Origin of the sequence: Nocardia coubleae NBRC 108252, from assembly GCF_001612805.1 — a bacterium.
Taxonomy (GTDB): domain Bacteria; phylum Actinomycetota; class Actinomycetes; order Mycobacteriales; family Mycobacteriaceae; genus Nocardia; species Nocardia coubleae.
This window is the reverse complement of record NZ_BDBD01000018.1, coordinates 476,771-503,739: the sequence shown is the minus strand read 5'-3', so window position 1 is coordinate 503,739 and position 26,969 is coordinate 476,771. Positions and strand designations below refer to the sequence as shown.

31 protein-coding genes are annotated in these 26,969 nt (G+C 67.9%); 17 read left to right on the top strand and 14 right to left on the bottom strand.

The window, feature by feature from the left end; all coding sequences use genetic code 11:
• Window positions 1-31: 31 nt before the first annotated feature.
• From NCO8_RS19425 to NCO8_RS19415, 3 genes are read left to right on the top strand one after another with little or no spacing between them, the layout of a single operon-like run.
• On the top strand, window positions 32-529 hold the full coding sequence (locus NCO8_RS19425; protein WP_245655424.1) for an HIT family protein: 498 nt from the start codon (window positions 32-34) through the stop codon (window positions 527-529).
• A complete protein-coding gene (locus NCO8_RS19420; RefSeq protein ID WP_067490622.1) occupies window positions 526-1,368 on the top strand; it encodes a maleylpyruvate isomerase family mycothiol-dependent enzyme in 843 nt (280 codons plus the stop codon). Before NCO8_RS19425 ends, NCO8_RS19420 begins: the two co-directional genes overlap by 4 nt.
• Window positions 1,368-2,015 (top strand): Type 1 glutamine amidotransferase-like domain-containing protein, encoded by a 648-nt coding sequence (locus NCO8_RS19415; protein WP_067641454.1) that lies wholly within the window; start codon window positions 1,368-1,370, stop codon window positions 2,013-2,015. Before NCO8_RS19420 ends, NCO8_RS19415 begins: the two co-directional genes overlap by 1 nt.
• 5 nt (window positions 2,016-2,020) lie before the next feature.
• Here the strand turns inward: NCO8_RS19415 and NCO8_RS19410 are convergent, their stop codons facing one another.
• Window positions 2,021-2,557 carry a GtrA family protein gene (locus NCO8_RS19410; RefSeq protein WP_067641452.1) on the bottom strand — a complete coding sequence of 179 codons (537 nt, stop codon included), beginning with the start codon at window positions 2,555-2,557 and terminating at the stop codon, window positions 2,021-2,023.
• 36 nt (window positions 2,558-2,593) lie between these two features.
• Window positions 2,594-2,887 carry a hypothetical protein gene (locus NCO8_RS19405; RefSeq protein ID WP_067490675.1) on the bottom strand — a complete coding sequence of 98 codons (294 nt, stop codon included), beginning with the start codon at window positions 2,885-2,887 and terminating at the stop codon, window positions 2,594-2,596.
• 301 nt (window positions 2,888-3,188) lie between these two features.
• Here NCO8_RS19405 and NCO8_RS19400 point away from each other — a divergent pair, with 301 nt between their 5' ends.
• Both NCO8_RS19400 and NCO8_RS19395 read left to right on the top strand, forming a co-directional pair.
• On the top strand, window positions 3,189-4,562 hold the full coding sequence (locus NCO8_RS19400) for an FAD-binding oxidoreductase (RefSeq protein ID WP_067641450.1): 1,374 nt from the start codon (window positions 3,189-3,191) through the stop codon (window positions 4,560-4,562).
• 35 nt (window positions 4,563-4,597) lie between these two features.
• Window positions 4,598-4,882, top strand: coding sequence for a GNAT family N-acetyltransferase (locus NCO8_RS19395; protein ID WP_067641448.1), 285 nt, complete (start codon window positions 4,598-4,600; stop codon window positions 4,880-4,882).
• 4 nt (window positions 4,883-4,886) lie between these two features.
• Here NCO8_RS19395 and NCO8_RS19390 read toward each other — a convergent pair whose 3' ends face one another.
• Complete coding sequence (locus NCO8_RS19390; RefSeq protein ID WP_157104979.1) at window positions 4,887-5,555, bottom strand: hypothetical protein; 669 nt, start codon at window positions 5,553-5,555, stop codon at window positions 4,887-4,889.
• Window positions 5,556-6,194: 639 nt separating this feature from the next.
• Here NCO8_RS19390 and NCO8_RS30740 point away from each other — a divergent pair.
• Window positions 6,195-7,133, top strand: a complete 939-nt coding sequence (locus NCO8_RS30740) for a T6SS immunity protein Tdi1 domain-containing protein (protein ID WP_084457293.1) — start codon at window positions 6,195-6,197, stop codon at window positions 7,131-7,133.
• Between the two features lie 52 nt (window positions 7,134-7,185).
• Here the strand turns inward: NCO8_RS30740 and NCO8_RS19375 are convergent, their stop codons facing one another.
• From NCO8_RS19375 to NCO8_RS32565, 3 genes are all read right to left on the bottom strand, one after another.
• A complete protein-coding gene (locus NCO8_RS19375) occupies window positions 7,186-8,343 on the bottom strand; it encodes an acyl-CoA dehydrogenase (RefSeq protein ID WP_067641442.1) in 1,158 nt (385 codons plus the stop codon).
• Window positions 8,344-8,513: 170 nt separating this feature from the next.
• The gene (locus NCO8_RS19370) at window positions 8,514-9,173 is read right to left on the bottom strand and encodes a TetR family transcriptional regulator (protein ID WP_067641639.1); all 660 of its coding nucleotides are present in this window, start codon (window positions 9,171-9,173) and stop codon (window positions 8,514-8,516) included.
• Between the two features lie 63 nt (window positions 9,174-9,236).
• Complete coding sequence (locus tag NCO8_RS32565) at window positions 9,237-9,752, bottom strand: hypothetical protein (RefSeq protein WP_245655422.1); 516 nt, start codon at window positions 9,750-9,752, stop codon at window positions 9,237-9,239.
• A gap of 27 nt (window positions 9,753-9,779) precedes the next feature.
• Between NCO8_RS32565 and NCO8_RS32560 the strand changes: the two genes are divergently transcribed.
• Window positions 9,780-10,097, top strand: a complete 318-nt coding sequence (locus NCO8_RS32560) for a hypothetical protein (protein WP_245655421.1) — start codon at window positions 9,780-9,782, stop codon at window positions 10,095-10,097.
• 116 nt (window positions 10,098-10,213) lie between these two features.
• Here the strand turns inward: NCO8_RS32560 and purE are convergent, their stop codons facing one another.
• Both purE and NCO8_RS19355 read right to left on the bottom strand, forming a co-directional pair.
• Window positions 10,214-10,720, bottom strand: coding sequence for a 5-(carboxyamino)imidazole ribonucleotide mutase (purE, locus tag NCO8_RS19360; RefSeq protein ID WP_067641439.1), 507 nt, complete (start codon window positions 10,718-10,720; stop codon window positions 10,214-10,216).
• 45 nt (window positions 10,721-10,765) lie between these two features.
• Window positions 10,766-11,989 (bottom strand): 5-(carboxyamino)imidazole ribonucleotide synthase, encoded by a 1,224-nt coding sequence (locus NCO8_RS19355; protein ID WP_067641437.1) that lies wholly within the window; start codon window positions 11,987-11,989, stop codon window positions 10,766-10,768.
• A gap of 39 nt (window positions 11,990-12,028) precedes the next feature.
• Between NCO8_RS19355 and NCO8_RS19350 the strand changes: the two genes are divergently transcribed.
• Window positions 12,029-12,571, top strand: coding sequence for a GtrA family protein (locus NCO8_RS19350; protein ID WP_067641435.1), 543 nt, complete (start codon window positions 12,029-12,031; stop codon window positions 12,569-12,571).
• Window positions 12,572-12,589: 18 nt separating this feature from the next.
• Here NCO8_RS19350 and NCO8_RS19345 read toward each other — a convergent pair whose 3' ends face one another.
• From NCO8_RS19345 to NCO8_RS19335, 3 genes are read right to left on the bottom strand one after another with little or no spacing between them, the layout of a single operon-like run.
• Window positions 12,590-13,897, bottom strand: coding sequence for an ATP-binding protein (locus NCO8_RS19345; protein WP_067641433.1), 1,308 nt, complete (start codon window positions 13,895-13,897; stop codon window positions 12,590-12,592).
• Between the two features lie 6 nt (window positions 13,898-13,903).
• Window positions 13,904-14,593, bottom strand: a complete 690-nt coding sequence (locus NCO8_RS19340; RefSeq protein WP_067490653.1) for a response regulator transcription factor — start codon at window positions 14,591-14,593, stop codon at window positions 13,904-13,906.
• Between the two features lie 31 nt (window positions 14,594-14,624).
• Window positions 14,625-15,158 carry a PH domain-containing protein gene (locus tag NCO8_RS19335; protein WP_067490654.1) on the bottom strand — a complete coding sequence of 178 codons (534 nt, stop codon included), beginning with the start codon at window positions 15,156-15,158 and terminating at the stop codon, window positions 14,625-14,627.
• 127 nt (window positions 15,159-15,285) lie between these two features.
• Between NCO8_RS19335 and NCO8_RS19330 the strand changes: the two genes are divergently transcribed.
• The gene (locus tag NCO8_RS19330) at window positions 15,286-16,254 is read left to right on the top strand and encodes an acyl-ACP desaturase (protein WP_067641431.1); all 969 of its coding nucleotides are present in this window, start codon (window positions 15,286-15,288) and stop codon (window positions 16,252-16,254) included.
• Window positions 16,255-16,325: 71 nt separating this feature from the next.
• On the opposite strand, the gene NCO8_RS19325 is transcribed toward NCO8_RS19330, so the two are convergent.
• Window positions 16,326-17,123 carry a biotin--[acetyl-CoA-carboxylase] ligase gene (locus NCO8_RS19325; protein ID WP_067641429.1) on the bottom strand — a complete coding sequence of 266 codons (798 nt, stop codon included), beginning with the start codon at window positions 17,121-17,123 and terminating at the stop codon, window positions 16,326-16,328.
• 123 nt (window positions 17,124-17,246) lie between these two features.
• Between NCO8_RS19325 and NCO8_RS19320 the strand changes: the two genes are divergently transcribed.
• The 3 genes from NCO8_RS19320 to NCO8_RS19310 all read left to right on the top strand — a co-directional run bounded on the left by NCO8_RS19320 (window position 17,247) and on the right by NCO8_RS19310 (window position 19,984).
• Window positions 17,247-18,887, top strand: coding sequence for an acyl-CoA carboxylase subunit beta (locus tag NCO8_RS19320; protein WP_067641427.1), 1,641 nt, complete (start codon window positions 17,247-17,249; stop codon window positions 18,885-18,887).
• Between the two features lie 129 nt (window positions 18,888-19,016).
• Window positions 19,017-19,346: an acyl-CoA carboxylase epsilon subunit gene (locus NCO8_RS19315; RefSeq protein WP_067641425.1), complete on the top strand. Its 330-nt coding sequence runs from the start codon at window positions 19,017-19,019 to the stop codon at window positions 19,344-19,346.
• A 2-nt stretch (window positions 19,347-19,348) separates the two neighbouring features.
• Window positions 19,349-19,984: a Maf family protein gene (locus NCO8_RS19310; protein ID WP_067641423.1), complete on the top strand. Its 636-nt coding sequence runs from the start codon at window positions 19,349-19,351 to the stop codon at window positions 19,982-19,984.
• On the opposite strand, the gene NCO8_RS19305 is transcribed toward NCO8_RS19310, so the two are convergent.
• The gene (locus NCO8_RS19305; protein ID WP_067641421.1) at window positions 19,910-20,716 is read right to left on the bottom strand and encodes a helix-turn-helix transcriptional regulator; all 807 of its coding nucleotides are present in this window, start codon (window positions 20,714-20,716) and stop codon (window positions 19,910-19,912) included. The genes NCO8_RS19310 and NCO8_RS19305 overlap by 75 nt on opposite strands.
• Window positions 20,717-20,866: 150 nt before the next feature.
• Here NCO8_RS19305 and NCO8_RS19300 point away from each other — a divergent pair, with 150 nt between their 5' ends.
• The 5 genes from NCO8_RS19300 (at window position 20,867) to NCO8_RS19280 (ending at window position 26,694) form a co-directional block, all read left to right on the top strand.
• Window positions 20,867-21,748, top strand: a complete 882-nt coding sequence (locus NCO8_RS19300) for a sulfurtransferase (protein ID WP_067641637.1) — start codon at window positions 20,867-20,869, stop codon at window positions 21,746-21,748.
• 185 nt (window positions 21,749-21,933) lie between these two features.
• Window positions 21,934-23,733: an acetyl/propionyl/methylcrotonyl-CoA carboxylase subunit alpha gene (locus tag NCO8_RS19295; protein ID WP_067490697.1), complete on the top strand. Its 1,800-nt coding sequence runs from the start codon at window positions 21,934-21,936 to the stop codon at window positions 23,731-23,733.
• Between the two features lie 142 nt (window positions 23,734-23,875).
• Window positions 23,876-24,844, top strand: a complete 969-nt coding sequence (locus NCO8_RS19290) for a patatin-like phospholipase family protein (RefSeq protein WP_084457292.1) — start codon at window positions 23,876-23,878, stop codon at window positions 24,842-24,844.
• A 101-nt stretch (window positions 24,845-24,945) separates the two neighbouring features.
• Window positions 24,946-26,316: a hypothetical protein gene (locus NCO8_RS19285; RefSeq protein WP_067641419.1), complete on the top strand. Its 1,371-nt coding sequence runs from the start codon at window positions 24,946-24,948 to the stop codon at window positions 26,314-26,316.
• Window positions 26,317-26,337: 21 nt separating this feature from the next.
• Window positions 26,338-26,694, top strand: coding sequence for a hypothetical protein (locus NCO8_RS19280; protein ID WP_067641417.1), 357 nt, complete (start codon window positions 26,338-26,340; stop codon window positions 26,692-26,694).
• A 22-nt stretch (window positions 26,695-26,716) separates the two neighbouring features.
• On the opposite strand, the gene NCO8_RS19275 is transcribed toward NCO8_RS19280, so the two are convergent.
• Complete coding sequence (locus tag NCO8_RS19275; protein ID WP_067641415.1) at window positions 26,717-26,911, bottom strand: hypothetical protein; 195 nt, start codon at window positions 26,909-26,911, stop codon at window positions 26,717-26,719.
• Between the last annotated feature and the right edge of the window lie 58 nt (window positions 26,912-26,969).

The following is a 26,969-nucleotide window of genomic DNA, read 5'->3' as shown; positions in this document are numbered from 1 at the left end:
GTCCCGAGGGCCACGCCGTAGGGTTCACGGTGTGAACGACTGCGTCTTCTGTCGGATCGTGGCCGGTGCCGCGCCGGCGACCAAGGTCTACGAGGACGACGCCGTCTGCGCGTTCCTCGACATCCGGCCCATCACGCGAGGCCACACCCTTGTGGTTCCCAAGACCCACGCCACCGAACTCGACGACCTCGATCCCGATCTCGGCGCACAGGTCTTCCGCGTGGGTCATCGCCTGGCCCGCGCCCTGCGCCGCAGCGGGCTGGCCAGCGACGGTGCCAATCTCGCGATCAACGACGGCACCGCGGCCTTCCAGACCGTCGGCCATGTGCACCTGCACGTGGTGCCGCGCAAGCACGGTGACAAACTCGGTTTCGCCAAGGGGTTCCTGCTGCGACGTCCGCACGAACCCACCTCGACGGCGGCGGCGATCCGCGCGGGCATCGACGCGCTCGACGCCGAGGCGAATACGCCGGGGCGACAACCTGATCGGCCGGGCCCGTCGAGCGAAGCAGAAGGAGTACAGGGATGACCGAACCGACACCGCCGCGTGAACTGCTCACCGATCTGCTCGCCCAGCAGTGGGAGACCATCGCCACCTTGGTCGCCGACCTCGACGAAAAGGCCTGGCGCCGACCGTCACCCCTGCCCGGCTGGACGCTGTTCGATGTGGTCGCGCATGTGATCGGTACCGAATCGTGGCTGCTCGGGCGCACCCCGCCCGCCCATGACCCGTTGCGCCCCAAGACCGATGTGCGCACGCTGCCGCATGTGCGCAACGAGGTCGCCGTGCTCAACGAGATCTGGGTCGACCGGTTGCGGCCGCTGTCGGGCAAACGCCTGCTCGCGCTGTTCGACGAGGTCACCGAGCTGCGCCGGGCCGCCCTCGCCGCCATGACCGACGAGGAGTGGGAGGCGCCGACGGTGTCGCCGGTCGGGCAGGTGGCCTATGGCCGGTTCATGCGGGTGCGCCTGTTCGACTGCTGGATGCACGAGCTCGACCTCGCCGACGGGATCGGGCGCAGTGTCGACGAGGGCGGTGCGCGCGCGGAGGCGGCGTTCACCGAACTCACGCTCGGGCTCGGGCGCGCGGTGGTGAAGGGCGCCAAGGCACCGGATGGTTCACGGATCACACTCGACCTCACCGGCCCGGTCACCCGGCAGGTGCACCTCGCGGTGGAGGGCGGGCGCGGTTCGGTGCTCGACGAAGCCGACGGGGAGCCGACAACCGTGATCCGTTTGGACTCGGGGCTTTTCGCGCGTCTGCGTGGTGGCAGGCAGTCCGCGGCGACGCACCCGGGGAAGGTGGTCGTCGAAGGCGATGCCGCCCTCGGCGATCGGCTGGTCCAGAACCTGGCCTTCACCATCTGATGCGGTTGTTCCTGGCGTCCTACCGATTCGGCGGTTTCGCCGAGCGGCTCGCCGCGCTGGCGGGCGACAAGGGCAAGGTCGCGGTGATTCCGAACGCGTGTGATGCCTGGCCCGCCGCATGGGCGTCGGCGGTCGCCAGCGACATGGAACCCCTACGCAGGCAGGGCTATTCGCCCGAGGTGCTGGATCTGCGCGAGTACGTCGGGCAGCCCGCGCAGCTGGAACGTCGACTGCGCGGATACTCGATGGTGTGGGTGCGTGGCGGCAACACCTTCGTCTTGCGTGCCCAATTCGCCCGCAGCGGAGCCGATTCGGTGCTTCCCGCACTGCTGCGCGAGGACGCGTTGACCTACGCGGGGTACAGCGCGGGCGCCTGCCTGCTCACGCCCGATCTGCACGGGCTGGAGACGATGGACGACCCGGGCGAGGTGTTGCCCACCACCGGGGCCGCGCCGCGATGGGACGGGCTCGGACTGCTGGATCGGCAGCTGGTCGTGCACCTGGACTCGGCCACCGATCCGGACGGAGAATCGGCGAAAATGCTTGCGCGCTACCAGGAAGAAGGCGTTCCGCACTGGGCGCTCACCGATGACGATGTCGTCGTGGTCGACGGCGAGGACACCGAGGTGCTGCGCGGGTCACGCTGAGGGTCTCAGCGTGCGGTGTCGGCCGCGGCCAGGTCGGGTGCCGGTGTCCGTTTGCGGAATACGATCCAGCGCATCGCGCAGTACATGTACACGGCCTCGCATCCACCGGCCAGCAACCGCGCCACGTGGTATTGCACGCCGAGCGCGGTGAGACCCGAGCCGACGCCGAGGATGAACGCCAGGTAGTTCACCACCACCACAACCACATACACCGCCGCCTGCTTGCCCATCGGGGCGTGCGAGTGGAAGTTGAAGGTCCGATTCAGCAGGAAACTCAGGCCGAACGCGACGATATAGGCGCAGGTGATGGACAACCACACCGGCAGATCGAATCCGTCGTGCAGCAGGGTGAGCAGCAGCAGATCGACGCCGAAGGTGAAGCTGTTGATGAGGGCGAAGCCGAGGAAAGTGGCGGGCACGTACCGGTCGAGTCCCCACGGCAACCGGGCGACAACGCCCTCGCACCAGCGGGTGAACCGGTCGGCGGCCGAATCGGTGACACTCGCCTGCTGCTCCACCCGGTCAGCCTGCCAGCGGCACATGACATCGAGGTGAGCAACGGGCAAACGCCCCGAGCGCTAGCGGCCGACGGCCACGACCGGACCGCGCTCGAGCGCCGCCCACTCGGCGAGGCAACGGCGGCGGGTGAATTCGTCGGCCTCGGCCAGCAGCGCGTCGCGCAGTACGCGCGGGTCGGCGGCCCACGAGCTCGCGATCTCGGCGAGCGCACGCAGATCGAAAAGACCCGTCGACTCGAGGGCCGTCATCCAGTCGTCGTGGTCGCCCGCGTACACGCGACGCATCGCGTCGGCCTCGATATCGGCGCCCAGCAGCGCGCCGACCAGCTCGGCCCGGTCCCGAGGTTCCCTCATCATCCGATCCTCCCTGCGAAAAACGGTGCGGCACAACGACATCGCGTACGCGATGCGCAGGCAACGGAACAAGAAAACACGCCGGGCGCCCCGACAAAATCACACCCTCCCCTGCATTGTGACCACTCGGACGCCGTATACACCAACCAGCCGCGCCGAATCACAATCATGCCCGCGCGGCCCTGTTCGGGCGCACATCACATCTGGACGGTTGATCACCACGGTTCGGCTCTCCAACGATGCCGCCACCAGAGCGTGGTGATCGCATACTCGAGAGGGCCTGGTCGGGTTAGCGTTGGGAATGGACGATCGCCGGGTGGATCTGGATTCGCTGGTTTCGGAGGTTTCCGAGGGGGCTGTTGTAGTCGATGCCGATGTGATGGAGGGGTATCGGCAGGACTGGGCTCGTGATCCCGAGGCGGGAACGCCGGTCGCGGTCGTGCGGGCGCGCAGTACCGCCGATGTGGCGGCCACGCTGCGCTGGGCGCAGGCGCGCGGGGTGCCGGTGGTGCCGCGCGGGGCGGGGTCGGGGCTCTCGGGTGGCGCGACGGCGGTCGACGGCGGGATCGTGCTGTCCACCGAATTGATGCGCGAGATCAGCGTCGATCCCGTGACGCGCACAGCGGTGGTGCAGCCGGGGCTGCTCAATGCGGAGGTGAAGCGGGCCGTCGCGGCGGAAGGGTTGTGGTATCCGCCGGACCCGTCGTCGTTCGAGATGTGCTCGATCGGTGGGAACGCGGCAACCAACGCGGGTGGGCTGTGCTGCGTGAAATACGGTGTGACCACCGATTACGTGCTCGGCATGGAGGTGGTGCTCGCCGACGGAACCGTGGTTCGGCTCGGTGGGCCTCGGCTGAAGGACTCGGCGGGGTTGTCGCTGACCAAGCTGTTCGTCGGCAGTGAGGGCACTCTCGGGGTCATCACGGAACTCACCTTGCGCCTGCTGCCCGCCCAACCACCGCAGGCCACCGTGGTCGCCGGATTCGCCACACTCACCGCCGCCACCGACGCGATCCTCGCGATCACCTCGGCGCTGCGGCCCGCGATGCTCGAGTTCATGGACACCGTCGCGATCAACGCCGTCGAGGACGAGATGCGGATGGGGTTGGATCGCACCGCCGCCGCACTGCTCGTCGCCCGGTCGGACGCACCGGGCGAGTACGCGACGCACGAAGCGCAGACGATGCTGGCGCTCTGCGAAAAGGCCGGGGCGACAGAGGTTTTCCACACCGCCGATCCCGAGGAAGGCGAAGCCTTCACCGCCGCGCGCCGGTTCGCGATTCCGGCGGTGGAACGGATCGGGTCGCTGCTGCTCGAGGATGTCGGTGTGCCGTTACCGCGGCTCGGTGAGCTCATCACCGGCGTGGCCGCCATCGGGGAACGCAACGACGTGCTGGTCTCCGTCATCGCCCACGCGGGCGACGGCAACACCCACCCGCTGATCGTGCACGACCCCACCGACCCCGACAACACCGCCCGCGCCCACCGCGCCTTCGGCGAGATCATGGACCTGGCGATCACCCTCGGCGGCACCATCACCGGTGAGCACGGCGTGGGCAGGCTCAAGAAGGCGTGGCTGCCCAACCAGGTCGGCCCCGAGGTGATGGCCCTGACCCGCCGCATCAAGGACGCGCTCGACCCGGCGGGCATCCTCAACCCCGGCGCGGTCCTGTAGGAACATCCGCCGACCGCGACGGGTTAGCATCCGGTATGACCACCAGGCTCGAGCACAACGTCGCCGATACCCGCTACGAGATCTACCTCGACGATGTCCTCGCGGGATACGCCGACTACGCCGAACGCGAGGACACCAAGGTCCGCGACTTCCACCACACCATGACCTTCCCGGAGTTCCGGGGCCGCGGGGTCGCCGCCGACGTGGTCAAATACGGCCTCGACGACTCCCGGGCCAACGGCTACCAGGTCGTGCCCACCTGCTGGTACGTCGAGAAGTACATCGCCGAGCACCCCGAATACGCCGAACTGGTCCCCTGAGCCCTCACGCGGTCTCGCGGGCCAGTTGGTCCACGGCGATCTCGTAGACCCGCCGCAGCACCTCGAGCTCGGCGGTCTGGCTCTGCTCCGGCATCGAGGACAGCATCACCAGCGCGGACACCACGTACTTCCCGACCCTGGCGACAACGCGCTGCTGCGCGACGGGGGTCTGCACCGGGGGCGCGCCCTCGATACGCGTCTCCTGATTCCCGTTCGTCCGGATGACGACGGCTTCCGTGGCCACCGTCTTCGGCGCCTCCACCGTCGACACGGCCATCTTCAAGGTGCGGTCCCCGGTGCGCGCCTCGACGTTCGCGCACCGCTGCACCAGGCCGGTCAGACCCGCCACATCCGAGTCGGATTCGACGATCTGGACAAGGAACACCGCCGGGCTCGTATTCGAAGCCACCGACTCCCGCGCCCCCGCACCGATCGGATTCTCGATCAGCGGACGGCACGCCTCATCGGTGAAGGTGAGCGGCAACGCCGTACCCGCCTCGGCGGCGGTGATACTCGCCGGCTTGCCCACCAGCGAATACCCGGCCGGATACTCGGCCAGCCGAGGCAACGATTTCAGCGCCACGATCCCCGGCGCCTCCTCCGCCGCACACCCGGCCAACGCCACCCCCACCCCCAACACCGCGACCCACCGAACCACCCGGTCACGTCGCACCACATCACCTCGAGACTCACCCGGCCGCATTCCCGGCCACTCGGGCGATCACGCTAGTGAACCGAACTCGCGACGGAGGGCTACCCGTCACGAGCTGTGCCGATTACCAAACGGCGCGTGTGTCATTCGGTTCTCCTGAACGAGTCATTGCAGGCCACCGAACCCAGAGCTATGCTCCTCGGTTGCTCTCCGCTCGGAACGTTCGATGGCCGGCGAGGAACCGGATGGTGCCGAACCGTCACCCCGATTTTTCTGGACGGAGATCGATGATCGATTGGATGGCTCAGCTCCGCATCGAGACGGAGGTCGCGCACGTCGTCGCGAGCCAGGTGGACGAACACGCGACCACGGCAATAGTGGACATCGGGCTCGACGGCAACCGGGTCGATGTCCGGTGCCAGGCGGACACGCAGTTCATCTCAGAGGACTGGTCTTCGCTGAGCCCGCTGCTCACGGAGCTGATCTCCATGCACCACTACGCTGGGACCGGCCTTCGCGGGGTGCAGTACAACCTGTCGAAAAACCCGATGCGACGTGGGCGTGCAGTTCCGCCTACGACTACGACCCACTGGCGCGCAGTCACGCCACGGCGCCGAAACGGTCTCTCCGGCAACGCATGTTCGGCAGAAGGTGAGCGCTGTGGACAAAACGGAGTGTTTCCGGCTGATCCCGTCCGTGGCGGTGGGTTCGGTGGCGGCAACCTGGGCCGCCGAGTTCCCGCAGTTCGACTGTGTGGTCGGGTATTCCGACCTCGGGCATGTGTTCTTGGCAAGTGCGGCGGGTGAGTACGCGGTGCTGCATCCGTTCGAGGCCGCGGCCAAGAGCTACGGAACCTTCTCGGGGCCGGGGGAATTCGCCGACACCGTCCTCCGGGACCCCGGCTTCGCGGAGTACGTCATGCTGCCCGGCCACGTCGCCGAAATCCGTGCCCTGCTCGGACCGCTCGGCGACGGCCAGGTCTACATCCCGACGCCGTATCCGTTCCTCGGCGGGTCGATGGAGCCCGCGACCTACACGGTCGGCAACGTGTGGACCTTCCTCGACCTCGTCGCCGAAGCGCACGGCCCCAACGCGGCCGACCGGACGCCCACGTTGATCCGCCCAGCGGACGAAAAGGTGGCGGTGGCACTCGAGGAATGGGCGTGGATCGGGGTCGACGGGAAGCGGCCGGTGTTCACCACGCTGTTCGGCGACGTCTTTCTCGGCGACGAGGACGGCGTGTGGCTGCTGGACATCATCTCGGGAACGCTCACCCGCAGGTGGGCGTCGTTCCAGGAGTGCGAGACGGCCCTCAACGATCCGTCGCAAGGCCCACAGGTGCTGCGCGCCGATCTCGTCGCCGAACTCGTCGACCGCGGCATCACCCCGGCGGCCGATCAGGTCTACGACTTCAGTCATCCGCCCGTCCTAGGCGGCGCGATGACGGCCGACAACGTAGAAGTGCTCGACTTCGTCGTCGCGGTCGGGATCGCGGGCCAGGTTCACGAGCAGGCCCGGTTCGTGCCGGAAGGAGCGCGGGTGAGCGTCGAGGTCGCGCCGCGCCGATCCGGCTGGCGAAAGTTGTTCGGCGGCAGATGAATACGAAACGGCCCCCGGCAGGGATCCTGCCGGGGGCGTTCGTGCTGAGGGATCAGCGCAGGAGCTGGCGGCTCATGACGAGGCGCTGGATCTGGTTGGTGCCTTCGTAGATCTGGGTGATCTTGGCGTCGCGCATCATGCGCTCGACCGGGAAGTCGGTGGTGTAGCCGGCGCCGCCGAAGAGCTGGACGGCGTTGGTGGTGACTTCCATGGCCACGTCCGAGGCGAAGCACTTCGCGGCGGCGGAGATGAAGCCGAGGTTCTTCTCGCCACGCTCGGCGCGGGCCGCGGAGGTGTAGACCATGAGGCGGGCGGCCTCGATCTTCATCGCCATGTCGGCGATCATGAACTGGGTGTTCTGGAAGTCGGCGATGGACTTGCCGAACTGCTTGCGGTCCTTGGTGTAGGCGATCGTGGCGTCGAGCGCGCCCTGGGCCAGGCCGACGGCCTGCGCGCCGATGGTCGGGCGGGTGTGGTCGAGGGTCTGCAGCGCGGTCTTGAAGCCGGTGCCGGGCTCGCCGATGATGCGGTCGCCGGGGATGCGGCAGTTCTCGAAGTACAGCTCGGCGGTCGGCGAACCCTTGATGCCGAGCTTGTGCTCGAGCGGGCCGACGACGAAGCCCTCGTCGTCCTTGTGCACCATGAACGCGGAGATGCCGTTGGCGCCCTTGTCGGCGTCGGTCACGGCCATCACGGTGTACCACTCGGACTTGCCGCCGTTGGTGATCCAGCACTTGGAGCCGTTGATGATCCAGTCGTCACCGTCGGCCTTGGCGCGGGTGCGCATGGAGGCGGCGTCGGAGCCGGCTTCACGCTCGGACAGACAGTACGAGGCCATCTTGCCCTCGACCAGGTCGCCGAGGACCTTCTGCTTCAGTTCCTCGGAGCCGTTGAGGATCAGGCCCATGGTGCCGAGCTTGTTGACGGCGGGGATCAGCGAGGAGGAACCGCAGACGCGGGCGACTTCCTCGATCACGATGCAGGTGGCGACCGAGTCGGCACCCTGGCCGCCGTAGGCCTCCGGCACATGCACGGCGTTGAAGCCGGCGGCGTTGAGGGCGGTGAGCGCCTCCTCGGGGAACCGGGCGTTGCCGTCGACGTCCTTGGCGTAGGGCGCGATCTCCTTCTCGGCCAGGCCGCGGATGGCCTGCCGCAGCTCGTCGTGGAAGTCCTCGAGCTTGAACAGGTCGAAATCGGGGTTTCCAGCCATCGAAGGCACACTCCTGGTTCTGGTGGTGTTCGCTGCGCCTCGCACAGCGGGCTTACGTTCGGCACGCAGTGCCAATCCACAGAGATTATACCCGGGGCACTCTATCGCTACATGGGGATATGGGTGTGGCACCGAGTGTCACTGATGTGTGGTGTCGCGAGGCCGGTGGCTCACAGGTTACCGAGGCGCGCGGTGAGCCGGTCGGCCAGCTCGCGCGGCGGCATGTCGCGCGGAAACACCGCGACCACCAGCTCCTCCCCTTCCGCCGCGTCGCGCCTGCCACGGGGAATCAGCGCGAGTTCGGTCCGCAGATCGCTCACCGCCGCCCCCGGCTCGCCACGCACCATCCGCCGCAACAGGTAGTTGTGGGTGGCGGTCACCGCGGCCGTGAACTGGATACGCGCCAGATCCGGCGTCTCCGGCAGCCGTTCGCGCAGGAACTCGGTGAACAACCGCTCGTACCGGAACACGGTGACGATCTCGCGCTCCCGCAACGCCGGCACCCACCGCACCACCTGGTACCGCCGCGCCGCGATATCGCGCCACTGCGTGAACCGCTCGAACACCCCGATCACGGCCTCGCACACCGCATCCCACGGATCCCCCCGCACCTCGGCCAGGAATTCCTGCGCCGAAGCCAGCTGGAACTCGTGATCGGCGAAGATCACGTCCTCTTTCGACCGGAACTGCCGAAAGAACGTCCGCCGGGAAATCCCCGCCGCCACCGCGATCTCGTCGACCGTCGTCGCCTCATACCCCCGCTCGGCAAACAACCGCAACGCCTGATCAACCACCGTCAGCCGAAACTGCGCCGCATCATCCTGTGCCACGGACGTCAACCGTAGTCACCATCGCCCGAGCGCCTCACCGACGCCCACTCGCTCGCGGGCGTCTCACTCACCGAACAGTTGGTCGACCGAAGATACGTCCAGCGATCGCCGCAGCCACGTGGTCAGCTGCGCTTCGTCATCGCAGGCCCGAATCCGATCCGCTGCCACATCGGAGACCGCGACCCCCCTGTGCTGCAGAATCATCAGCAGATCCTGCATGCGCCCCTCAGCGCGGCCCTGCTCCCTGAGCTTCTGCGCGGATTCGGAACGGAAGAACGAGAGATCGGCTGTCATGTACTTCCTCCAGGTCTCAGCGGCTTCGGTATGGGAGATACCCTGCTCGATCAATTCGACGTAGAACTCGGTCGCCTCGTTGCCGTCCATCCTGCGCAGAGCTGTGACGATCGCTTCCAGTATCGCACCGATGTCGTTCTCTCGGGCATGAGTCACCGCCGACAATGCGGCCAGAGGCAGATCCTGGGCCACCACGGCGGGATCGGTGATGGCGGGGACGTTGTGCGGGCCGAGCACAAGCGGGTGCAGGGTGATCGTGGTCCACGACGTGTGCCCGATCGCCATTGGAGCGTCGGCCCATCGTGCCGTCGAATGATCGTGGCAGACGACTACGAGGATGACCGGCAGCCGGTATTTGTTGCGCAGGAACGTGACGTAATACGACCAAGCGTCCGGCCGGGAATCATCGGGCGCCGACTGCGCCTCGACCACCATCAGAAACCGGTCGTCGACCGTTGTGATGTCGAGGACGGTGTCGGCACGCCGTTCGACCGGAGCGGTTTCGGTCAGATCCACGCAGACCTGCTCCACCGCAGTCGGTTTCGCGAACGGCAGATTCAAGACGACGAACGCGTGAGCTATTGCCGCGGCATCGTGCTGGAAGATCCGATGCATCGCTTCGTGCGATGAGGTCACCATGCGGTGAAGGTATGCGACGGTGAATCGTTGTGCGAAAATCGCGGCGGTTCACCGGAATTCGGCAATTCGGGCGGCCGGTCGCCGAGAGAGGCGACCGGCGTGGTCTCTCAGCCCAGGAGTTTGGTGCGCAGGGCTTCGTCTTTGGCTAGGACCATTTTTTCGAGGCCGGCTTGGAACTGTTCCATGCGGGTGCGCAGCGATTCGTCGGAGGACGCGAGGATGCGGACGGCGAGGAGGCCTGCGTTGCGGGCGCCGCCGATGGAGACGGTGGCTACGGGGACGCCTGCGGGCATTTGGACGATGGAGAGGAGGGAGTCCATGCCGTCGAGGTATTTCAAGGGGACGGGGACGCCGATGACGGGGAGGGGGGTGGCGGAGGCGACCATGCCGGGGAGGTGGGCAGCGCCGCCCGCGCCCGCGATGATGACTTTCAGGCCGCGGCCTGCTGCTTCGCGGGCGTAGTCGAGCATGCGCTGGGGGGTGCGGTGGGCGGAGACGACGCCGACCTCGAAGCGGATACCGAACTCGGCGAGGGCCTCGGCGGCGGCTTCCATGGTCGGCCAGTCGGAGTCGCTGCCCATGATCAGGCCGACCTGGGGTCCGGTGGTGCTCATCTGATTCCTTTCGGCGGAGGTGCGGTGCGCGGGGTTGTCAGCGGTTCACTCGCCGTGCGGGTCCCAACCGTCGGTCCAGACCGCGTGCGACATCCAATGCGCGGCGCGCTCGGCCTGCTCCCGGACCTCGGCCACGTCGTCGCCGAGGATGTTGATGTGCCCGATCTTGCGGTCGGGCCGTTCACCCTTGCCATAGAGGTGCACCTTGGCCTCGGGCATCCGGGCGAACAGGTGGTGCAGCCGTTCGTCCATCGACATCACGGGCGCCTCGGCAGCGCCGAGAATGTTCGCCATCACCGTGACAGGCGCCAAGGGGGTGGTGTCACCGAGCGGGTAGTCGAGGACCGCGCGCAGGTGCTGCTCGAACTGGCCGGTCCGCGCGCCGTCCATGCCCCAGTGCCCGGAGTTGTGCGGACGCATGGCGAGCTCGTTGACCAGCAGTTCGCCGTCGTGCGTTTCGAACAGTTCGACCGCCATCACACCGACCACGCCGAGCCCGGCCGCCAGCTCGAGCGCCATCGTCTCCGCACGGGCGCCGGTGTCCTCCGGCAGGTCGGGGGCGGGCGCGATGACGACCGCGCACTGACCGTTGCGCTGCACGGTCTCAACGACCGGCCAGGTGGCCGCCTGCCCGAACGGCGAACGAGCGACCATCGCCGACAGCTCACGCTTCAGGTCGACCTTCGCCTCGGCGAGCAGCTGCACACCGTGCGCGAGCTGGTCGGTGACCAGCGCCGTCGCCTCCTCGGCATCGGCGGGCATCCACACCCCGCGCCCGTCGTACCCGCCGCGCACGGCCTTGAGCACGAAGGGCCAGCCGTGCTCGTCACCGAAGGCGACGGCGTCGGCGGGCGAGGTGACCTCGACGAACGCGGGCACCGGCAGACCCAGCGAGGACAGCTTGGTCCGCATCGCCAGCTTGTCCTGGGCGAAGATCAGCGCCTGCGGCGGCGGCGCCACATTCACGCCCTCGGCGACGAGCACGTCGAGGTGCTCGGTCGGCACGTGCTCATGGTCGAAGGTGAGCGCGTGTGAGCCCTTGGCGGCCGTGCGCAGCGCGGACAGGTCGTCGTGGCTACCGAGCACGACATCGGGACTCACCTGGGCGGCGGGGTCGCCGGGGTTCTCGGCGAGCACCCGCAGACGCTGGCCGAGGGCGATCGCGGCCTGGTGCGTCATGCGCGCGAGCTGGCCCCCACCGACCATCGTGACGGTGGGCATGGCAGACGGATCGAACGAACGTGCAGTCACGTCGTGCAATGTTGTCATGTCGAATGCGAATCTTTGCTACCGGTACACTCGGAACTCGTGTCAATCGTCGACGACGTGGTCAGCGTCCTTCCCCCGCGCCTGCGCGAGCTCGCGCTCCGGCATAAAGAGCTGATCAAGTTCGCCATCGTCGGCGCGACGACGTTCGTGATCGACAGCGGCCTGTTCTACCTGCTCAAATGGACCGTTCTGTCGGAAAAGCCGGTCACCGCCAAGATCATTTCCGGCGTGGTCGCGGTGATCGCGTCCTATGTGCTCAACCGCGAATGGTCGTTCAAGAATCGCGGCGGCCGCGAGAAACATCACGAAGCATTGCTGTTCTTCGGCGTCAGCGGCATCGGCGTGGTGCTGAGCAATATCCCGCTGTGGATCTCGAGCTATGTGTTCGATCTGCGCCAGCCGAATGTGAGTTTCCTGACCGAGAACATCGCCGACTTCGTGAGCGCGTTCGTCATCGGCAATCTGCTGCAGATGGCGTTCCGGTTCTGGGCGATGCGGCGGTGGGTGTTCCCCGACGAGATGGACGAGATCGTCGCCGAACTGGAAGAGCTCGTCGAGGAAGAACCGCTCGGCAAGAGCTGAGCAGGCGCGGTTGGTAACTCAGCGCGGTTCGGTCAGCGTCGCGTTCTGCGACCGGTTGACTTTGGAACCGAGGAACACCGCGAACAGCGCCGGACGGCGACGCTGCAGCTCGAGCCTGCCACCGTCGGCCTCGACCAGGGCCCGCGCCAGCGCCAGCCCCACACCGGTCGATCCACCGGCCGAGAAACCCCGGTCGAAGATGTGCGGGGCCATTTCGTCGCGAATGCCTTCGCCCTCGTCGGCCACCTCGACGCAGACCAGTGGGTCGCGCGAACTCATCGTCGGGACCGTGCGCACCGACACCGTGCAGGTGCCGCCGCCGTGCATGAGGGCGTTGTCGACCAGCACCGTGACAGCCTCACGCAACCGCGAACCGGTGATCGGCGCGCGCAGGGATTCGTCGCCGATCAGGCTCAGTTCGCGGCCCGCCTCGTGGAACGGGTGCGTCCATTCGGCGACCACACCGCGCAGCTCGGCCATCACCGGCACCGGGTCGCGATCGGCGGCGTCCTCGGAGCGGGAAGCGCGGACCAGGTCGTCGATGGCGTCGGTGAGCCGATCGACCTGCGCCATCGCCTCCTCGGCCTCGTGCACGACCTCGGGATCGTTGTGGGTCGACAGCTCGTCCAAGCGCAGCCGCACGGCCGTCAGACGACTGCGCAGCTGGTGGGAGACGTCGGCGACCAGCGCATGCTCACGTTGGAGACGGCCGGCGATCTCGACGGTCGCCGAGTCCAGCACATCGGACACCCGGTCGAGTTCGGCGATGCCGTGCCTGCGCGGGTCGGGCCGAAAGTCGCCCATCGCCAGCCGGGCCGCGCGGGCGGCCACGTCGCGTAGCGGATCGGCGACGCGGCGCGCGGTCACCACGGCCACCGAGAACGCCGCACCGAGCGAAGCGAGCACGGCCAGCGCCACCGCGGCGACGGCCTGCTCCTGGCGGGCGTGCATGGGTCCGGCGGGCACCTCGAGCCGCAACGACGCCGAAGTCCCCATCGACAGCGACTCCACCAGGGGATCGTCGATCTTCTCGGCACCGATGTCGGTGCGCGCGGCATTGTCGGTCGGCGTCGGGTAGACGACGGTGAGCCTGCCACCCTCTGGCACCAGCGCCCGGATGGCGCGCACGTCCAGCCCGTCGTGGACGTAACCGTCGATCTGTTCCTGGGCGATCACCTCGGCCGCGATGCGCTCCAGCCTGCTCTGCAGATCGTTGCGGGTGATGTCCTCCACCCAGAGCCAGGCGGTGTAGATCAGAGGTACGCCGAGCACCACGGTGGTGATGGTGAGGACAGTGAGGATCGAACGCAGGATGCGACGACGCACGACCCGTCAGCTCCGGTGCGTGTCGGTGTTGAGGCGAAAGCCGACCCCGCGCACGGTGACGATGCGCCGCTCGGCCATCGGGCCCTCGTCGCCGATCTTGCGGCGCAGCCAGGACATGTGCATGTCGAGGGTCTTGGAACCACGCAGGTCGGCATCGCCCCACACCTCGCGAAGGATCGTCTCGCGGCCGACCACCTGACCCGCCCGGTCGATGAGCACCTTGAGCAGCTCGTACTCCTTGTTGGCCAGGTTCACCTCGGCCCCGTTCACCAGCACGCGGCGCGCCGCCGGTTCCAGCCGGATACCGCCGACCTCCACCGCGTCGTCACCGATTCCGCTGCGCCGCAACAGAGCTCGCACGCGGGCGAGCAGTTCGGCGAGGCGGAACGGTTTGCCGACGTAGTCGTCGGCGCCCGCGTCGAGCCCGACGACGAAATCGACCTCGTCGGTGCGCGCGGTGAGCATCAGCACGGCGATGTCGGCGCCGCCCGCGCGTACCTGCCTGCACACCTCGAGCCCGTCCATTCCGGGCAGGCCGAGGTCGAGGATCAGCAGGTCGTGGTTGCCTTCGAGAGCGCGCCGCAGCACCGCCGGGCCGAAGCGTTCGACGGTGACGGTGTAGCCCTCACGCCCCAGTGCGCGCGACAGGGGTGCGGCGATCGCCTCGTCGTCCTCGGCCAGAAGTACTGCGGTCATGTGCCCAGGTTAAGTGGTCTGGACCCGCGGCTCACCGGTAGCCGCCACCCCAATGTTGATCGGTCGGCGAGCGGCCCGCCTCGAAAACCTGGTGGTAGAGCAGCGAGTGCACCTGCTGCACCTGGGGGATGTCGTCGTATTCGAGCGGCTCCTCCGACGACGACCCGATGATCAGGGTGCCGGTGCCGAGCAGCCGGTCGAATACCCCGTGACTGAACTGCACGCTGGAGATACGGCTGAGCGGGATGTCGATACCGGTGTGGGTGAGCACGCCCTCACGCACGAGCACCCGCCGCTGGGTGACGATGAAATGCGTTGATTTCCAGGCGATCACCCGCGCGATCACCCGCCAGGCGATGATCCCGAACCAGATCAGGCCGATGAGCACCAGCAGCACGGTTCGCACGTGCCCGGTGGTGTTGCGCCATGCCAGCCCGCCGAGGAAACCGGCGAGGGCGGTGGCGACGATGAGCGTGATGATCGGCCAGACCAGCATCTTCCAGTGCGGGTGGCGGTGCAGGATCAGCTGCTCGTCGGGCGCGAGGACATCCTCCGGGTAACCCATATCCGCACAGTACCGCGCGATGACGGTGCATTTCTCGATGCCACGGCGGAGGCGATACTGTGGATTCCGCGCTAGAAGCCAGGTTTTGCCCATTTCTCCTTGCTCGACAACGACAGTGGAGGCTCGCGTGACCAAAGCTCTGACTCAGCTCGAAATCCTCACCGCTCTCGAACCCGTCGCCGAACAGAATCTGAACCGGCACCTGTCCATCGCCAAGGACTGGCACCCGCACGACTACGTGCCGTGGGACGAGGGTCGCAATTTCGCCGCGATGGGCGGGATCGATTGGGAGCCGGAACAATCCAAGCTCACCGATGTCGCCAAGGCGGCGATGATCACCAATCTGCTCACCGAGGACAACCTGCCCTCCTATCACCGGGAGATCGCCGAGAACTTCTCCCAGGACGGCGCCTGGGGTACCTGGGTCGGTCGCTGGACCGCCGAGGAGAACCGGCACGGCATCGTCATCCGGGACTATCTGGTCGTGACCCGAGGGGTCGACCCGGTCGCGCTGGAGAACGCCAGGATGGTCCACATGACCCAGGGCGCGCACGCACCGGCGAACTGGGGCGGGTTCCTGGTCAACGTCGCGTACGTGACGTTCCAGGAGCTGGCCACCCGGGTGAGCCACCGCAACACCGGCCGCGTCTGCGACGACGCCGTCGCCGACCGCATGCTCGCGCGCGTGGCCACCGACGAGAACCTGCACATGATCTTCTACCGCAACCTGTGCGCGGCCGCCCTTGACCTGGTCCCCGATCAGGCGATGCCCGCGATCACCAAGGTGCTCACCAACTTCCAGATGCCCGGCGCGGGCATGCCGAACTGGCGGCGCAACGGCGTGCTGATGGCCAAGCACGGCATCTACGACCTGCGCCAGCACCTCGACGAGGTGGTGCTGCCGGTGCTCAAGCAGTGGAACATCTTCGGCCGCGACGACTTCGGGCCACGCGGCGAGGCCGCGCGCGACGAGCTGGCGCAGTTCCTGGCCAAGCTGGAGAAGGACGTGCTGAAGTTCGAGGAACAGCGCGACAGGTTGCTGGCGCGCGAGCGCGAGGTCGCCGACCGCAAGGGGGCGGGCGTAGCGGCGCGCTGATCGGCAGCGGCCGTTCGGTCAGGCGTCGTGACGACCACAGCGCCTGACCGGCGGCCGCGAACGCGTCGCGGTCAGTACTGCCCGCGCAGGTGGGTCACATCTCCCGCCGACACCGCTTCGTCGCCGATCAGCAGTCGCCCGGTGGCGTCTACCCCGGTGGCCACACCGGTGAGCACCTTCCCACCCGGCAGCTCTGCCCGCACGTTCACCCCGATGGTCGCGCAACGCTCGCGGTAGGCCGCCGCGAGTTCGTCGGTGGCCCACCCCGCCCGCTCCCAATCGGTGAACCGGCGGGCGAATTCGCTGAGGATCGCGGCGGCGAGCGCGGTGCGATCGGTGGTCTGCGCACCGGCCAACACGAGCGAAGTCGCATGCGGCACAGGCAGTTCCGACTCGTCCAGGTCGACATTGAGGCCGACACCGACCACCACGGCTGGCGCGATGCCGGTGGCGGCGACCTCGGCGAGGATGCCCGCGAGCTTGCGATTGTCGAGCAGAACGTCGTTGGGCCACTTCAATTCCGGCGAAAGACCCGCGATGCCACGCAGCGCGTCGACCACCGCGATACCGGTGAGCAACGGCAACCAGCCCAGCGCCACCGGGTCGATCCCCGGCAACCGGACCAGGATCGACAGCGAGATCTGCGCCCGCGGCGGGCTCACCCACTCGCGGGCGTGTCGACCGCGTCCGGCGACCTGCTCCTCGGCGAGCAGTGCCTGCCGGTCGACAGCGGGATCGGCCGCGCGGGCCACCAGATCGGCATTGGTCGAACCGGTCGATTCGACGACATCGATCCGGTCGAAGAACACCGGTGCCGGGGAGACGAGAGAGCTGCGCAGACGGTGCGCGTCGATCGGTGCCCTGTTCATTCCTGGCACGCTACCTGTCGCCGCGTGCTATGGGGCATCACCACACCTAGCTGCGGTTTCTGTACTGGCCGGTAGGCGCACTGCCGTAGTGCGGGGCGGTATCACTCGTTACACTCGCAACCCATGACGAGTGTCCAGCAGCAGCCCGCGTCGGAATCGGCGGGCGCCCCCGACATCCACACCACCGCCGGGAAGCTGGCTGATCTGCGGAATCGGCTGGAAGAAGCGCAACACCCGATGGGTGAGGCCGCCGTCGACAAGGTGCACGCCAAGGGCAAGATGACCGCCCGCGAGCGCATCCTCGCACTGGTCGACGAGGGCTCCTTCGTCGAGCTCGACGCCCTGGCCAAGCACCGCAGCGTGAACTTCGGGCTGGAGAACAACCGTCCCACCGGCGACGGCGTGGTCACCGGTTACGGCACCATCGACGGCCGCGACGTGTGCCTGTTCTCCCAGGACGTCACCGTCTTCGGTGGCTCCCTCGGCGAGGTCTACGGCGAGAAGATCGTCAAGGTGATGGACCTGGCCATCAAGACCGGCCGTCCGCTGGTCGGCATCAACGAGGGCGCGGGCGCGCGCATCCAGGAGGGCGTCGTCTCCCTCGGCCTCTACGGCGAGATCTTCCACCGCAACGTGCAGGCCTCCGGCGTGATCCCGCAGATCTCGCTGATCATGGGTGCCGCCGCCGGTGGGCACGTGTATTCCCCCGCGCTCACCGACTTCGTGGTGATGGTCGATCAGACCTCGCAGATGTTCGTCACCGGTCCCGACGTGATCAAGACCGTCACCGGTGAAGAGGTCAGCATGGAAGACCTCGGCGGCGCGCACACCCACATGGTGAAGTCCGGCGTCGCCCACTACGTGGCCTCCGGCGAGCAGGACGCGCTGGACTACGTCAAGGACCTGCTGAGCTACCTGCCGAGCAACAACCGCGCCGAGGCACCGCGCACCGAGCCGACCGACCCGATCTTCGGCGCCATCGAGGACTCGCTCACCGAGGAAGACCTCGAGCTCGACACGATCATCCCGGATTCGCCGAACCAGCCCTACGACATGCACGAGGTCATCCGTCGTCTGCTCGACGACGACGAGTTCCTCGAGGTGCAGGCCGAGCGCGCGATGAACATCATCGTCGGCTTCGGCCGGGTCGACGGGCGCAGCGTCGGCATCGTCGCCAACCAGCCCACCCAGTTCGCCGGCTGCCTCGACATCGACGCCTCGGAGAAGGCCGCGCGCTTCGTCCGCACCTGCGACGCCTTCAACATCCCGATCATCACCCTGGTCGACGTGCCCGGCTTCCTGCCCGGCACCGGCCAGGAATACAACGGCATCATCCGCCGCGGCGCCAAGCTGCTCTATGCCTACGGCGAGGCCACTGTGGGCAAGATCACGATCATCACCCGCAAGGCTTACGGCGGTGCCTACGACGTGATGGGTTCCAAGCACATGGGTGCCGATGTGAACCTCGCGTGGCCGACCGCGCAGATCGCCGTGATGGGCGCCTCGGGCGCCGTCGGTTTCGTCTACCGCAAACAGCTGGCAGAGGCCGCCCAGAACGGCGCCGACGTCGACGCTTTGCGCCTCGAGCTGCAGAACGAGTACGAGGACACCCTCGTGAACCCGTACGTGGCCGCCGAGCGTGGCTACGTCGACGCGGTCATCCCGCCGTCGCACACGCGAGGCCAGATCGTGTCGGCGCTGCGACTGCTCGAACGCAAAATGGTGACCCTTCCCCCCAAGAAACACGGCAACATTCCGCTCTGAAAACGCGATATTCCTCGTGTGCCGCGCACACTTGTTGGGGAAATCAACTATTGCCCGGCGCTGTTGCACCGGGAATGATCGCGGACACCGCGCCGTGAACCGAAGTACGCGCAGGAAGGATCTGGCACTGTGACCACTGTGGCAGAAGAAGACGTGCTGACCGCCGCCGAGCTCGAGCTCGCTGTCGAACCACTCGTCGACGAGGTCGAACTGTCTACCGACACGCTGACCGAGGCCCCGGCGGAACCCGCCGGTGAGCCGCTGTTGCGCATTCTCAAGGGCTCGCCCACCGACGAGGACGTCGCCGCGCTGGTCGCGGTGTTCAGTGCCGCCGCCGCGAGTGCGCCGGCGCCGACCGCTCCGCAGCCGGTCGACGGCTGGGGTCAGGCGACGCTGATGCACCGGGGTTCGTCCCCGTTCTCGCCGTACGTGTACCCGCTGCTGTCGCACCTGCGCTGAGGGTGACCCGGCTGGTCTTGGCCTCCGCGTCCCCCGCCCGGCTCGGGGTGCTCCGGACGGCGGGTATCGATCCCGTCGTCCGCGTCTCCGGCGTGGACGAGGACGCGGTCTCGGCCGCGCTTCCCGCTGATACGCCCGCCGACGATGTCGTTGTCGCCCTGGCCCGTGCCAAGGCGCTCGACGTGGCGGGCTCCATTCCCGAACTCGCCGCCGACTGTGTCGTCGTCGGCTGCGATTCCATGCTGCTCGTCGACGGGCGGCTGCAAGGCAAACCGCACACCCCCGAGGTGGCGCGCGAGCGCTGGGCGAGCATGGCCGGGCGCAGCGCCGATCTGCTCACCGGTCACTGCGTGCTCCGCCTGCGCGACGGCGAGGTCGTCGCCGAATCGGCCGAATGCAGTTCCACCACCGTGCATTTCGCCAAACCCGGCCCGGACGAACTCGAGGCCTACATCGCCACCGGCGAGCCGCTTCAGGTGGCGGGCGCGTTCACGCTCGACGGTCTCGGCGGCTGGTTCGTCGACCGGATCGAGGGCGATCCGTCGAGTGTCATCGGGATCGGGCTACCACTGCTGCGCAGGCTGCTCGAAGACGTCGGCGTCGGTGTCACGCAACTGTGGCGGGACGCGCGGTCCTGACGGCGTGATCGTGCGCTGAGCGGCCTGGTCCGCACCGATCGCCGGCCGAGCGGGCCGCTCGCCGTGCTCCTCGGCCGCGTGCTCGACGGCTTCCGCCCCGAGGGTGAGTTCGAGCCGGGCGTGGCACAGTTCCGGTTCGGTGAACGGGTGCAGCCGCACCTCCACCCGGCCGCGCGCACCGTTGCGTTCCAGCACTTCGCGCATCAGACCCACGTGCACTCCGCACACCACTTCGGCGTGTGAGCGGGCCAGTTCGCGCAGCGGGCAGGCGGTGAGATTGATCCCGACGTGCTCGTCGGTCTCGCCGACCGGGTCCTTCTCCGGCGCGAAGCCGAGTTCCGACATCAGCGACATGGTGATGTCACGGGCGTCGGCGAGAGTTTCCACCTGGTGGGAGCCGATATCCATGCGACGGCCCCACGCGCGGCCCGCCTCGATGGCGGCGGCGGAGCGACTCAGCGGGTCGGGTCCGAGGTGGTCGGCCAGCACCTGGGCCAGTTCCTGATAGCCGACCGACCGCTGCACCGCGCGATAACCGATGCGAGGTCGGCCACGTCCGCGCGGGGGTTGCTGGAACTGGCGCACGAGCGATTCGCGGGTGAGAACGTCGAGGTGGAAACGGACGGTGGTGACGTGCTGTCCGGTGATGCGGGCCAGTTCCTGGGCATCGAGGGGCTCGGTGGCGCCACGTAGGATCGCGAGCAGTCGCCGTCGCGGCCATGAATCGGACATAGCTCACCCCTCCTCTCCAGAGACTTTATCGGACAGCTCTGCGCTTTATTCGCCCATTGCGTCGATTCGTGATGTGCCACCACAGACATACCATCGGCTACGGCCTCGACACTGCCGCACCCGCCCAACTCTCGCGTGAAGGACCACACTGTGCCCGTCGCCCCGGATCCGCACCCCGCCTACGGTTCCTACGCAGTCCCGCATCGATTGGTAACCACCGAATGGCTGTCCGCAAACATCGGGGTGCCCGGTGTGAAGGTCATCGAATCCAACGACGACATTCTTCTCTACGACATCGGACATGTGCCCGGCGCGGTCAAGATCGATTGGCGTGGTGATCTGAGCGACCCGGTGACCCGCGATTACATCGATGGTCACCGATTCACCGAACTGATGCGCGCCAAGGGTATCCGGCGCGAGGACACCGTGGTGATTTATGGCGATCGCGGCAATGCCCAAGCCGCGCACACCGCCTGGATCTTCACCCTGTTCGGCCACGAGGACGTGCGCCTGCTCGACGGCGGCCGCGACGCCTGGATCTCCGAGGAACGCGACACCACCTTCGAGACGCCTGTCCCCGAGCGCAGCGACTACCCGGCGGTCGAGCGTGACGACACGACCGCCCGCGCGTTCCGCGAGGAGGTTCTCGCGCGGCTGGGCCGCCCGCTCGTGGACGTGCGCTCGCCGCAGGAGTACGCGGGCGAGTCCGGCGGCGACAAGGAACCGGAAACGCAACGGGCGGGCCATGTGCCAACCGCCGTTAACATCCCGTGGACACTTGCCTGCTCACCCGATGGAAGATTCCGTTCGCGCGCCGAACTCGACGAGGTCTACGGCGCCCTGCCCGCCGAGGATCTCGTGGTCTACAGCCGGGTCGGCGAACGCTCCAGCCACACCTGGTTCGTCCTGACCTTCCTGCTCGGCCGCAGGTCGGTGCGCAATTACGACGGTTCGTGGATCGAATGGGGCAACTCGGTTCGCCTGCCGATCGCCGCGGGCGACGAACCGGGCACCGTCGATCAGCGGAATTGAAACGGGTTCACAGGTCGGCGCGCCGCGTAGTGTGACCTACGACCTACTGAACAGTAGGGCTAGCCGAGTTCGGGGCGAATTGGCACACTGCCTACACTCGCCCGAGACGAAAGTTGTCGATACCGGGCGCGGGGCCCACACGGTGACCCGTCCGAAGCGACCAAAGATTGCACACAGGAGGCTCAGTGCCCAGCCATGCCAGCGCACGGATCACGAAGGTACTCGTAGCTAACCGCGGCGAGATCGCGGTCCGCGTGATCCGGGCTGCCAAGGACGCGGGGATCACCAGCGTCGCGGTGTACGCCGAGCCCGATGCCGACGCTCCCTTCGTGAAGCTCGCCGACGAGGCGTTCGCCCTCGGTGGCCAGACCTCGGCCGAGTCGTACCTCGTGTTCGACAAGATCCTCGACGCCGCCGCCAAGTCCGGCGCCGACGCGATCCACCCCGGCTACGGCTTCCTCTCCGAGAACGCCGACTTCGCCCAGGCCGTCATCGACGCCGGGCTGATCTGGATCGGCCCCTCGCCGCAGTCGATCCGCGACCTGGGTGACAAGGTCACCGCCCGCCACATCGCCGAGCGCGCGCAGGCCCCGATGGCCGCGGGCACCAAGGACCCGGTCAAGAACGCCGACGAGGTCGTCGCGTTCGCCAAGGAATACGGCGTCCCGGTCGCGATCAAGGCGGCCTTCGGTGGTGGTGGCCGCGGCATGAAGGTCGCCCACACCATCGAGGAGATCCCCGAGCTGTTCGAGTCGGCCACCCGTGAGGCCGTCGCCGCCTTCGGCCGTGGTGAGTGCTTCGTCGAGCAGTACCTGGACAAGGCCCGCCACGTCGAGGCCCAGGTCATCGCCGACCAGCACGGCAATGTCGTCGTCGCCGGTACCCGTGACTGCTCGCTGCAGCGCCGCTTCCAGAAGCTCGTCGAGGAGGCGCCGGCGCCGTTCCTGTCCGACGAGGTTCGCGCCAAGATCCACGACTCCGCCAAGCGCATCTGCCGCGAGGCGGGCTACTACGGCGCGGGCACCGTGGAGTATCTGGTGCAGGGTGAGACCGTGTCGTTCCTCGAGGTGAACACCCGCCTGCAGGTGGAGCACCCGGTCACCGAGGAGACCGCGGGTATCGACCTGGTGCGCCAGCAGTTCCGCATCGCCGAGGGCCACGAGCTGAGCATCACCGAGGACCCCGCACCGCGTGGTCACTCGTTCGAGTTCCGCATCAACGGTGAGGACGCCGGTCGCGGCTTCCTGCCCGCCCCCGGCCCGGTCAACGTGTACCGCGAGCCCTCGGGCCCCGGCGTGCGCGTGGATTCCGGTGTGGTGGCAGGCAGCGTCATCGGCGGTCAGTTCGACTCGATGCTGGCCAAGCTGATCGTCACCGGCGAGAACCGCGAGCAGGCGCTGCAGCGCGCCCGTCGCGCGCTGGCCGAGTACGAGGTCGAGGGCCTGGCGACGGTCATCCCGTTCCACCGCGCGATCGTCGAGGACCCGGCGTTCATCGGTGACGGCGAGAAGTTCGACGTCTACACCAAGTGGATCGAAAACGAGTGGAACAACACCGTCGAGCCGTACACCGGCGGCGGTGCCCCGGCCGACGACGACGAGGAACTGCCCCGGCAGAAGGTCGTCGTCGAGGTCGGCGGCCGGCGCGTCGAGGTGTCGCTGCCCGGTCAGTTCTCCCTCGGTGGCGGCGCGGCCGGTGCGGCCGGTAACGGTGTGGTCCGCAAGAAGCCCAAGCCGCGCAAGCGTGGTGGCGGCGGTGCCGGTGCCGCGTCCGGTGACGCGGTCACCGCGCCCATGCAGGGCACCGTGGTGAAGGTCGCCGTCGAAGAGGGTCAGACCGTCGAGGCGGGCGACCTGATCGTGGTGCTCGAGGCCATGAAGATGGAGAACCCGGTCAACGCGCACAAGGCCGGTGTGGTCACCGGGCTGGCCGTCGAGGCGGGTGCCGCCATCACCCAGGGCACCGTCCTGGCCGAGATCAAGTAAGACGACATTTTCGCGAACGGACGCCGGTCTTTGTAGACCGGCGTCCGTTCGCGTTCAGGGGCGATTGCCCTGAGTGAACGGGCGGCGAAGATCGCGGTCGCGGCCGGGCGCCGTGTCTGTGGCCTGTCGTAATGTGGGTCGGGTGACCAGCAGTGCGCACATCGAACCGGATTCCGCAGCCACACCGGATCCGGTGCCGGTCGCCGAGGTGATTCGCGGCAGGCAGGCCGCCGGGCATCGCGACGACGGCCATCGTCTCGCCCTGGTGATCGAGGGCGGCGGCAGCCGGGGCGTGTATTCCAGCGGCATGGTGCAGGCGCTCGAGGAGCTCGGGCTGTCGACGGTGTTCGATGCCGTGTACGGCACGTCGGCGGGGGCGATCAACGGGGCGTGGCTGCTGTGCGGGCGGGCCGCGTCGGGGATGCGGTCGTGGACGGATCGCACCATCATGCGGCGAGTGGTCGACCCGGTGCGGATCGTGCGCGGGCGACCGGTTTTCGATCTGCACTACCTGGTGCACCGGGTGTACGACGGGATCGAGCCGATGGACTTCCCGGCGATCCTCGCCAATCCGACCAGCTTCCATCCGATCGCCACCGATACCCGCACCGGGCAGCCGGTCGATCTCGCGCCGTACATCGTCGACAAGCCGACGCTGCTCACGGCTTTGCGCGCGTCGGCGGGATTGCCGTTGCTCGCGGGCCCGCCGGTGGAGCTGGCAGGCCGCAGTTATTTCGACGGCGGCCTCTCCGAGACCGTGCCGATCCGGAGCGCGGTGAGCGCGGGCGCCACCCACGCCCTCGTCCTGCGCACGCGACGAACCGGGGAGCTACGTCCGCCCGCTCCCCTGGTGCACCGGGTGGTCGGCGGCGGATATCTGCGTGCGGTCGCACCCGGCGCCTTCCGCGCTTGGTCGGCGCGACCCGGTCAGCAGGCGGTGGAAGACACCTATCTGGCCGGACTCGGCGACCGGGTACTGCAGGTGCATCCCCCTGCCGACGCCCCGCCGGTCGACAGCGCCGCCCGCGACACCACCCTGCTCACCCAGGCCCTCGACCTCGGACGCGCCGCCGTCCACGCGCTGCTCGGTGACCGACCGAGCCTGGCCTGAGGCGACCCCCGGAACTCCGGGGCACCGGTTTTGCCGGATTTCCCAGTTCTGCCCGCTCCCTTAGCGTCTCACCGGCGAGGGCATGAGCAGAGGAGACCGGGATGGGTACGCAGGTGCTGGCTCGACCGCCGGTGGAGTCGGCCGGTCATGAGGAGCCGCAGGAGCGGGGGTGGCATCCGGCCGTCCGGGTGCTGTTCCGGTTCACGTTCGTCACCGTGGGAATCGGGATGGCCGGTGCGTGGTTGCTGCACGCGCTGCTGCGCACTCTCGGACTACCGCAGCAGGTGGTGGCCGAGATCGGCAAATGGACTGCGCTGCATCCGCTCACGGACTGGGTGGGCGCCCAGCTCTTCGATGTCCGGGTCGACTACACGGTCACCGGTAGTGGCGACACAGCCGCCAAGTGGATCAGCGTCCTCACCCTGATCCTGGTCGCGGTTCCGGTGACCGCGGTGTGGTCGGTACTCGACCGGCGGCGCCCCGACTATGCCCGCCTGTACGGCTGGTTCCGGTTGCTGGTGCGGTTCACGCTGGTGAGCGCGCTGATGCTGTACGGGATGATCAAGCTGATGCCGACCCAGATGTCGTTCAATCTGGAGCGGCTGGTCGAACCGTTCGGGCACATGAGCCCGATGGCCGTGCTGTGGGCGCAGTCGTCGCTGTCGGAACCGTACGAGATGGCGCTCGGGGCGGCCGAGGTGACGGCGGCGGTGCTGCTGATCCTGCCGCTCACCGCCGGGCTCGGCTCGGTGCTCGCGGTGATCGTCGCGCTGCAAGTGGTCTTGATGAACCTCACCTTCGATGTGCCGGTGAAGCTGTTCGCCCTCCAATTGCTGCTGTACGCAGTGTTTCTCGCGGCACCTGATCTCGCACGTCTGGTCCGGGCGCTGCTCGGCCGTGCTGTCGAAGCGAGCCCGCCGACCACCCTGCTCACCTCACCGCGTGGCAACCGCTTGATGCTCGGTGCTCAGGCACTGCTCGGGCTGTGGTTCCTCGTGGCCACGGCGGTCGAGGCCTACGACGGCTGGCACACCTACGGCAATGCCCGGCCGAAGTCGCCGCTCTACGGCATCTGGAATGTCACCGAGTACTCGGTCGACGGCGAGCAGGTGCCCGCGCTGGTCGACCTCGACGCACCGGCAACCGGCCTGCCGAACGCGACCGAACGGTTCCGCCGCATCATCTTCGACATCCCACAGGGCATGACGGCCCAGCGCCTCGACGATTCGCTGGTGTCCTTCCCCGCCCGCGTCGACACCGGAAAGCAGACCGTCACCTTGTCCAAGGACACCACCCACCAGTGGACCATCGCGTCCTTCACCTACCTTCGCCCACAGGAGAATCAGCTGATCCTCGAGGGCAAGCTAGGCGGCCGCCAGGTGCGGATGCGGCTCGACCAGGTCGACCTCGACCAGTTCCCCGTCGTCTCGCGCGGCTTCCACTGGGTTCAGGCCACCCCGTACTACCGGTGACGCCCCGGCTAGGCTCGGCCCGTGGAACCGATCGAGATCAACGCAGGCTCCTGGTATCTGCGTGCCCTGCGCGCCGACGACCGCATCGATGACCGGCCCGCGCTCGCCGAAGCAGGCATCGTCGACCCCGATTACATCGCCCGCCGCGACAGCGGCTGGGCGGACGAATCGCATCTGTCGTGGGCGGTGTGCGTGCCGACCACGGCGGAGATGATCGCCGAGATCGGCGTCACCCCCGACGCGGACGGCACCGCCCTGATCACCGGTTGGGCGCGCGACGGATTCGCCGACGCCCTGGCCACCGGCGTCGAATCGGTGACCCGTTTCGTCGCAGGCGCCCTCGCCCTCACGCCGCGGCTCAGCCCCGAATTGGGCTGAGCCCCTCCGGTGTCGGGTCCCGTCAGTAGACGCAGGGCTTGGGCCGGCCTGCCCAGCCGCCGTTGAGGAATTCGCATACCGCCGAGAAGATGTCGCCCGTCGAGGACCCGACCTGGGTCGCGGCGGGGGCGGTATCGGGTCCGGTCACCGCGTTCGCGGTCGTGACGGGGAGGGCGAGGCCGGCGATCACAGCGCTGACAGCAACGAGCTTCTTCATCGAGAGTCCTGTTCGGTAGTTGTCGATCGAGTTGTTCGCTCGGAAGACGAGTCTGGCA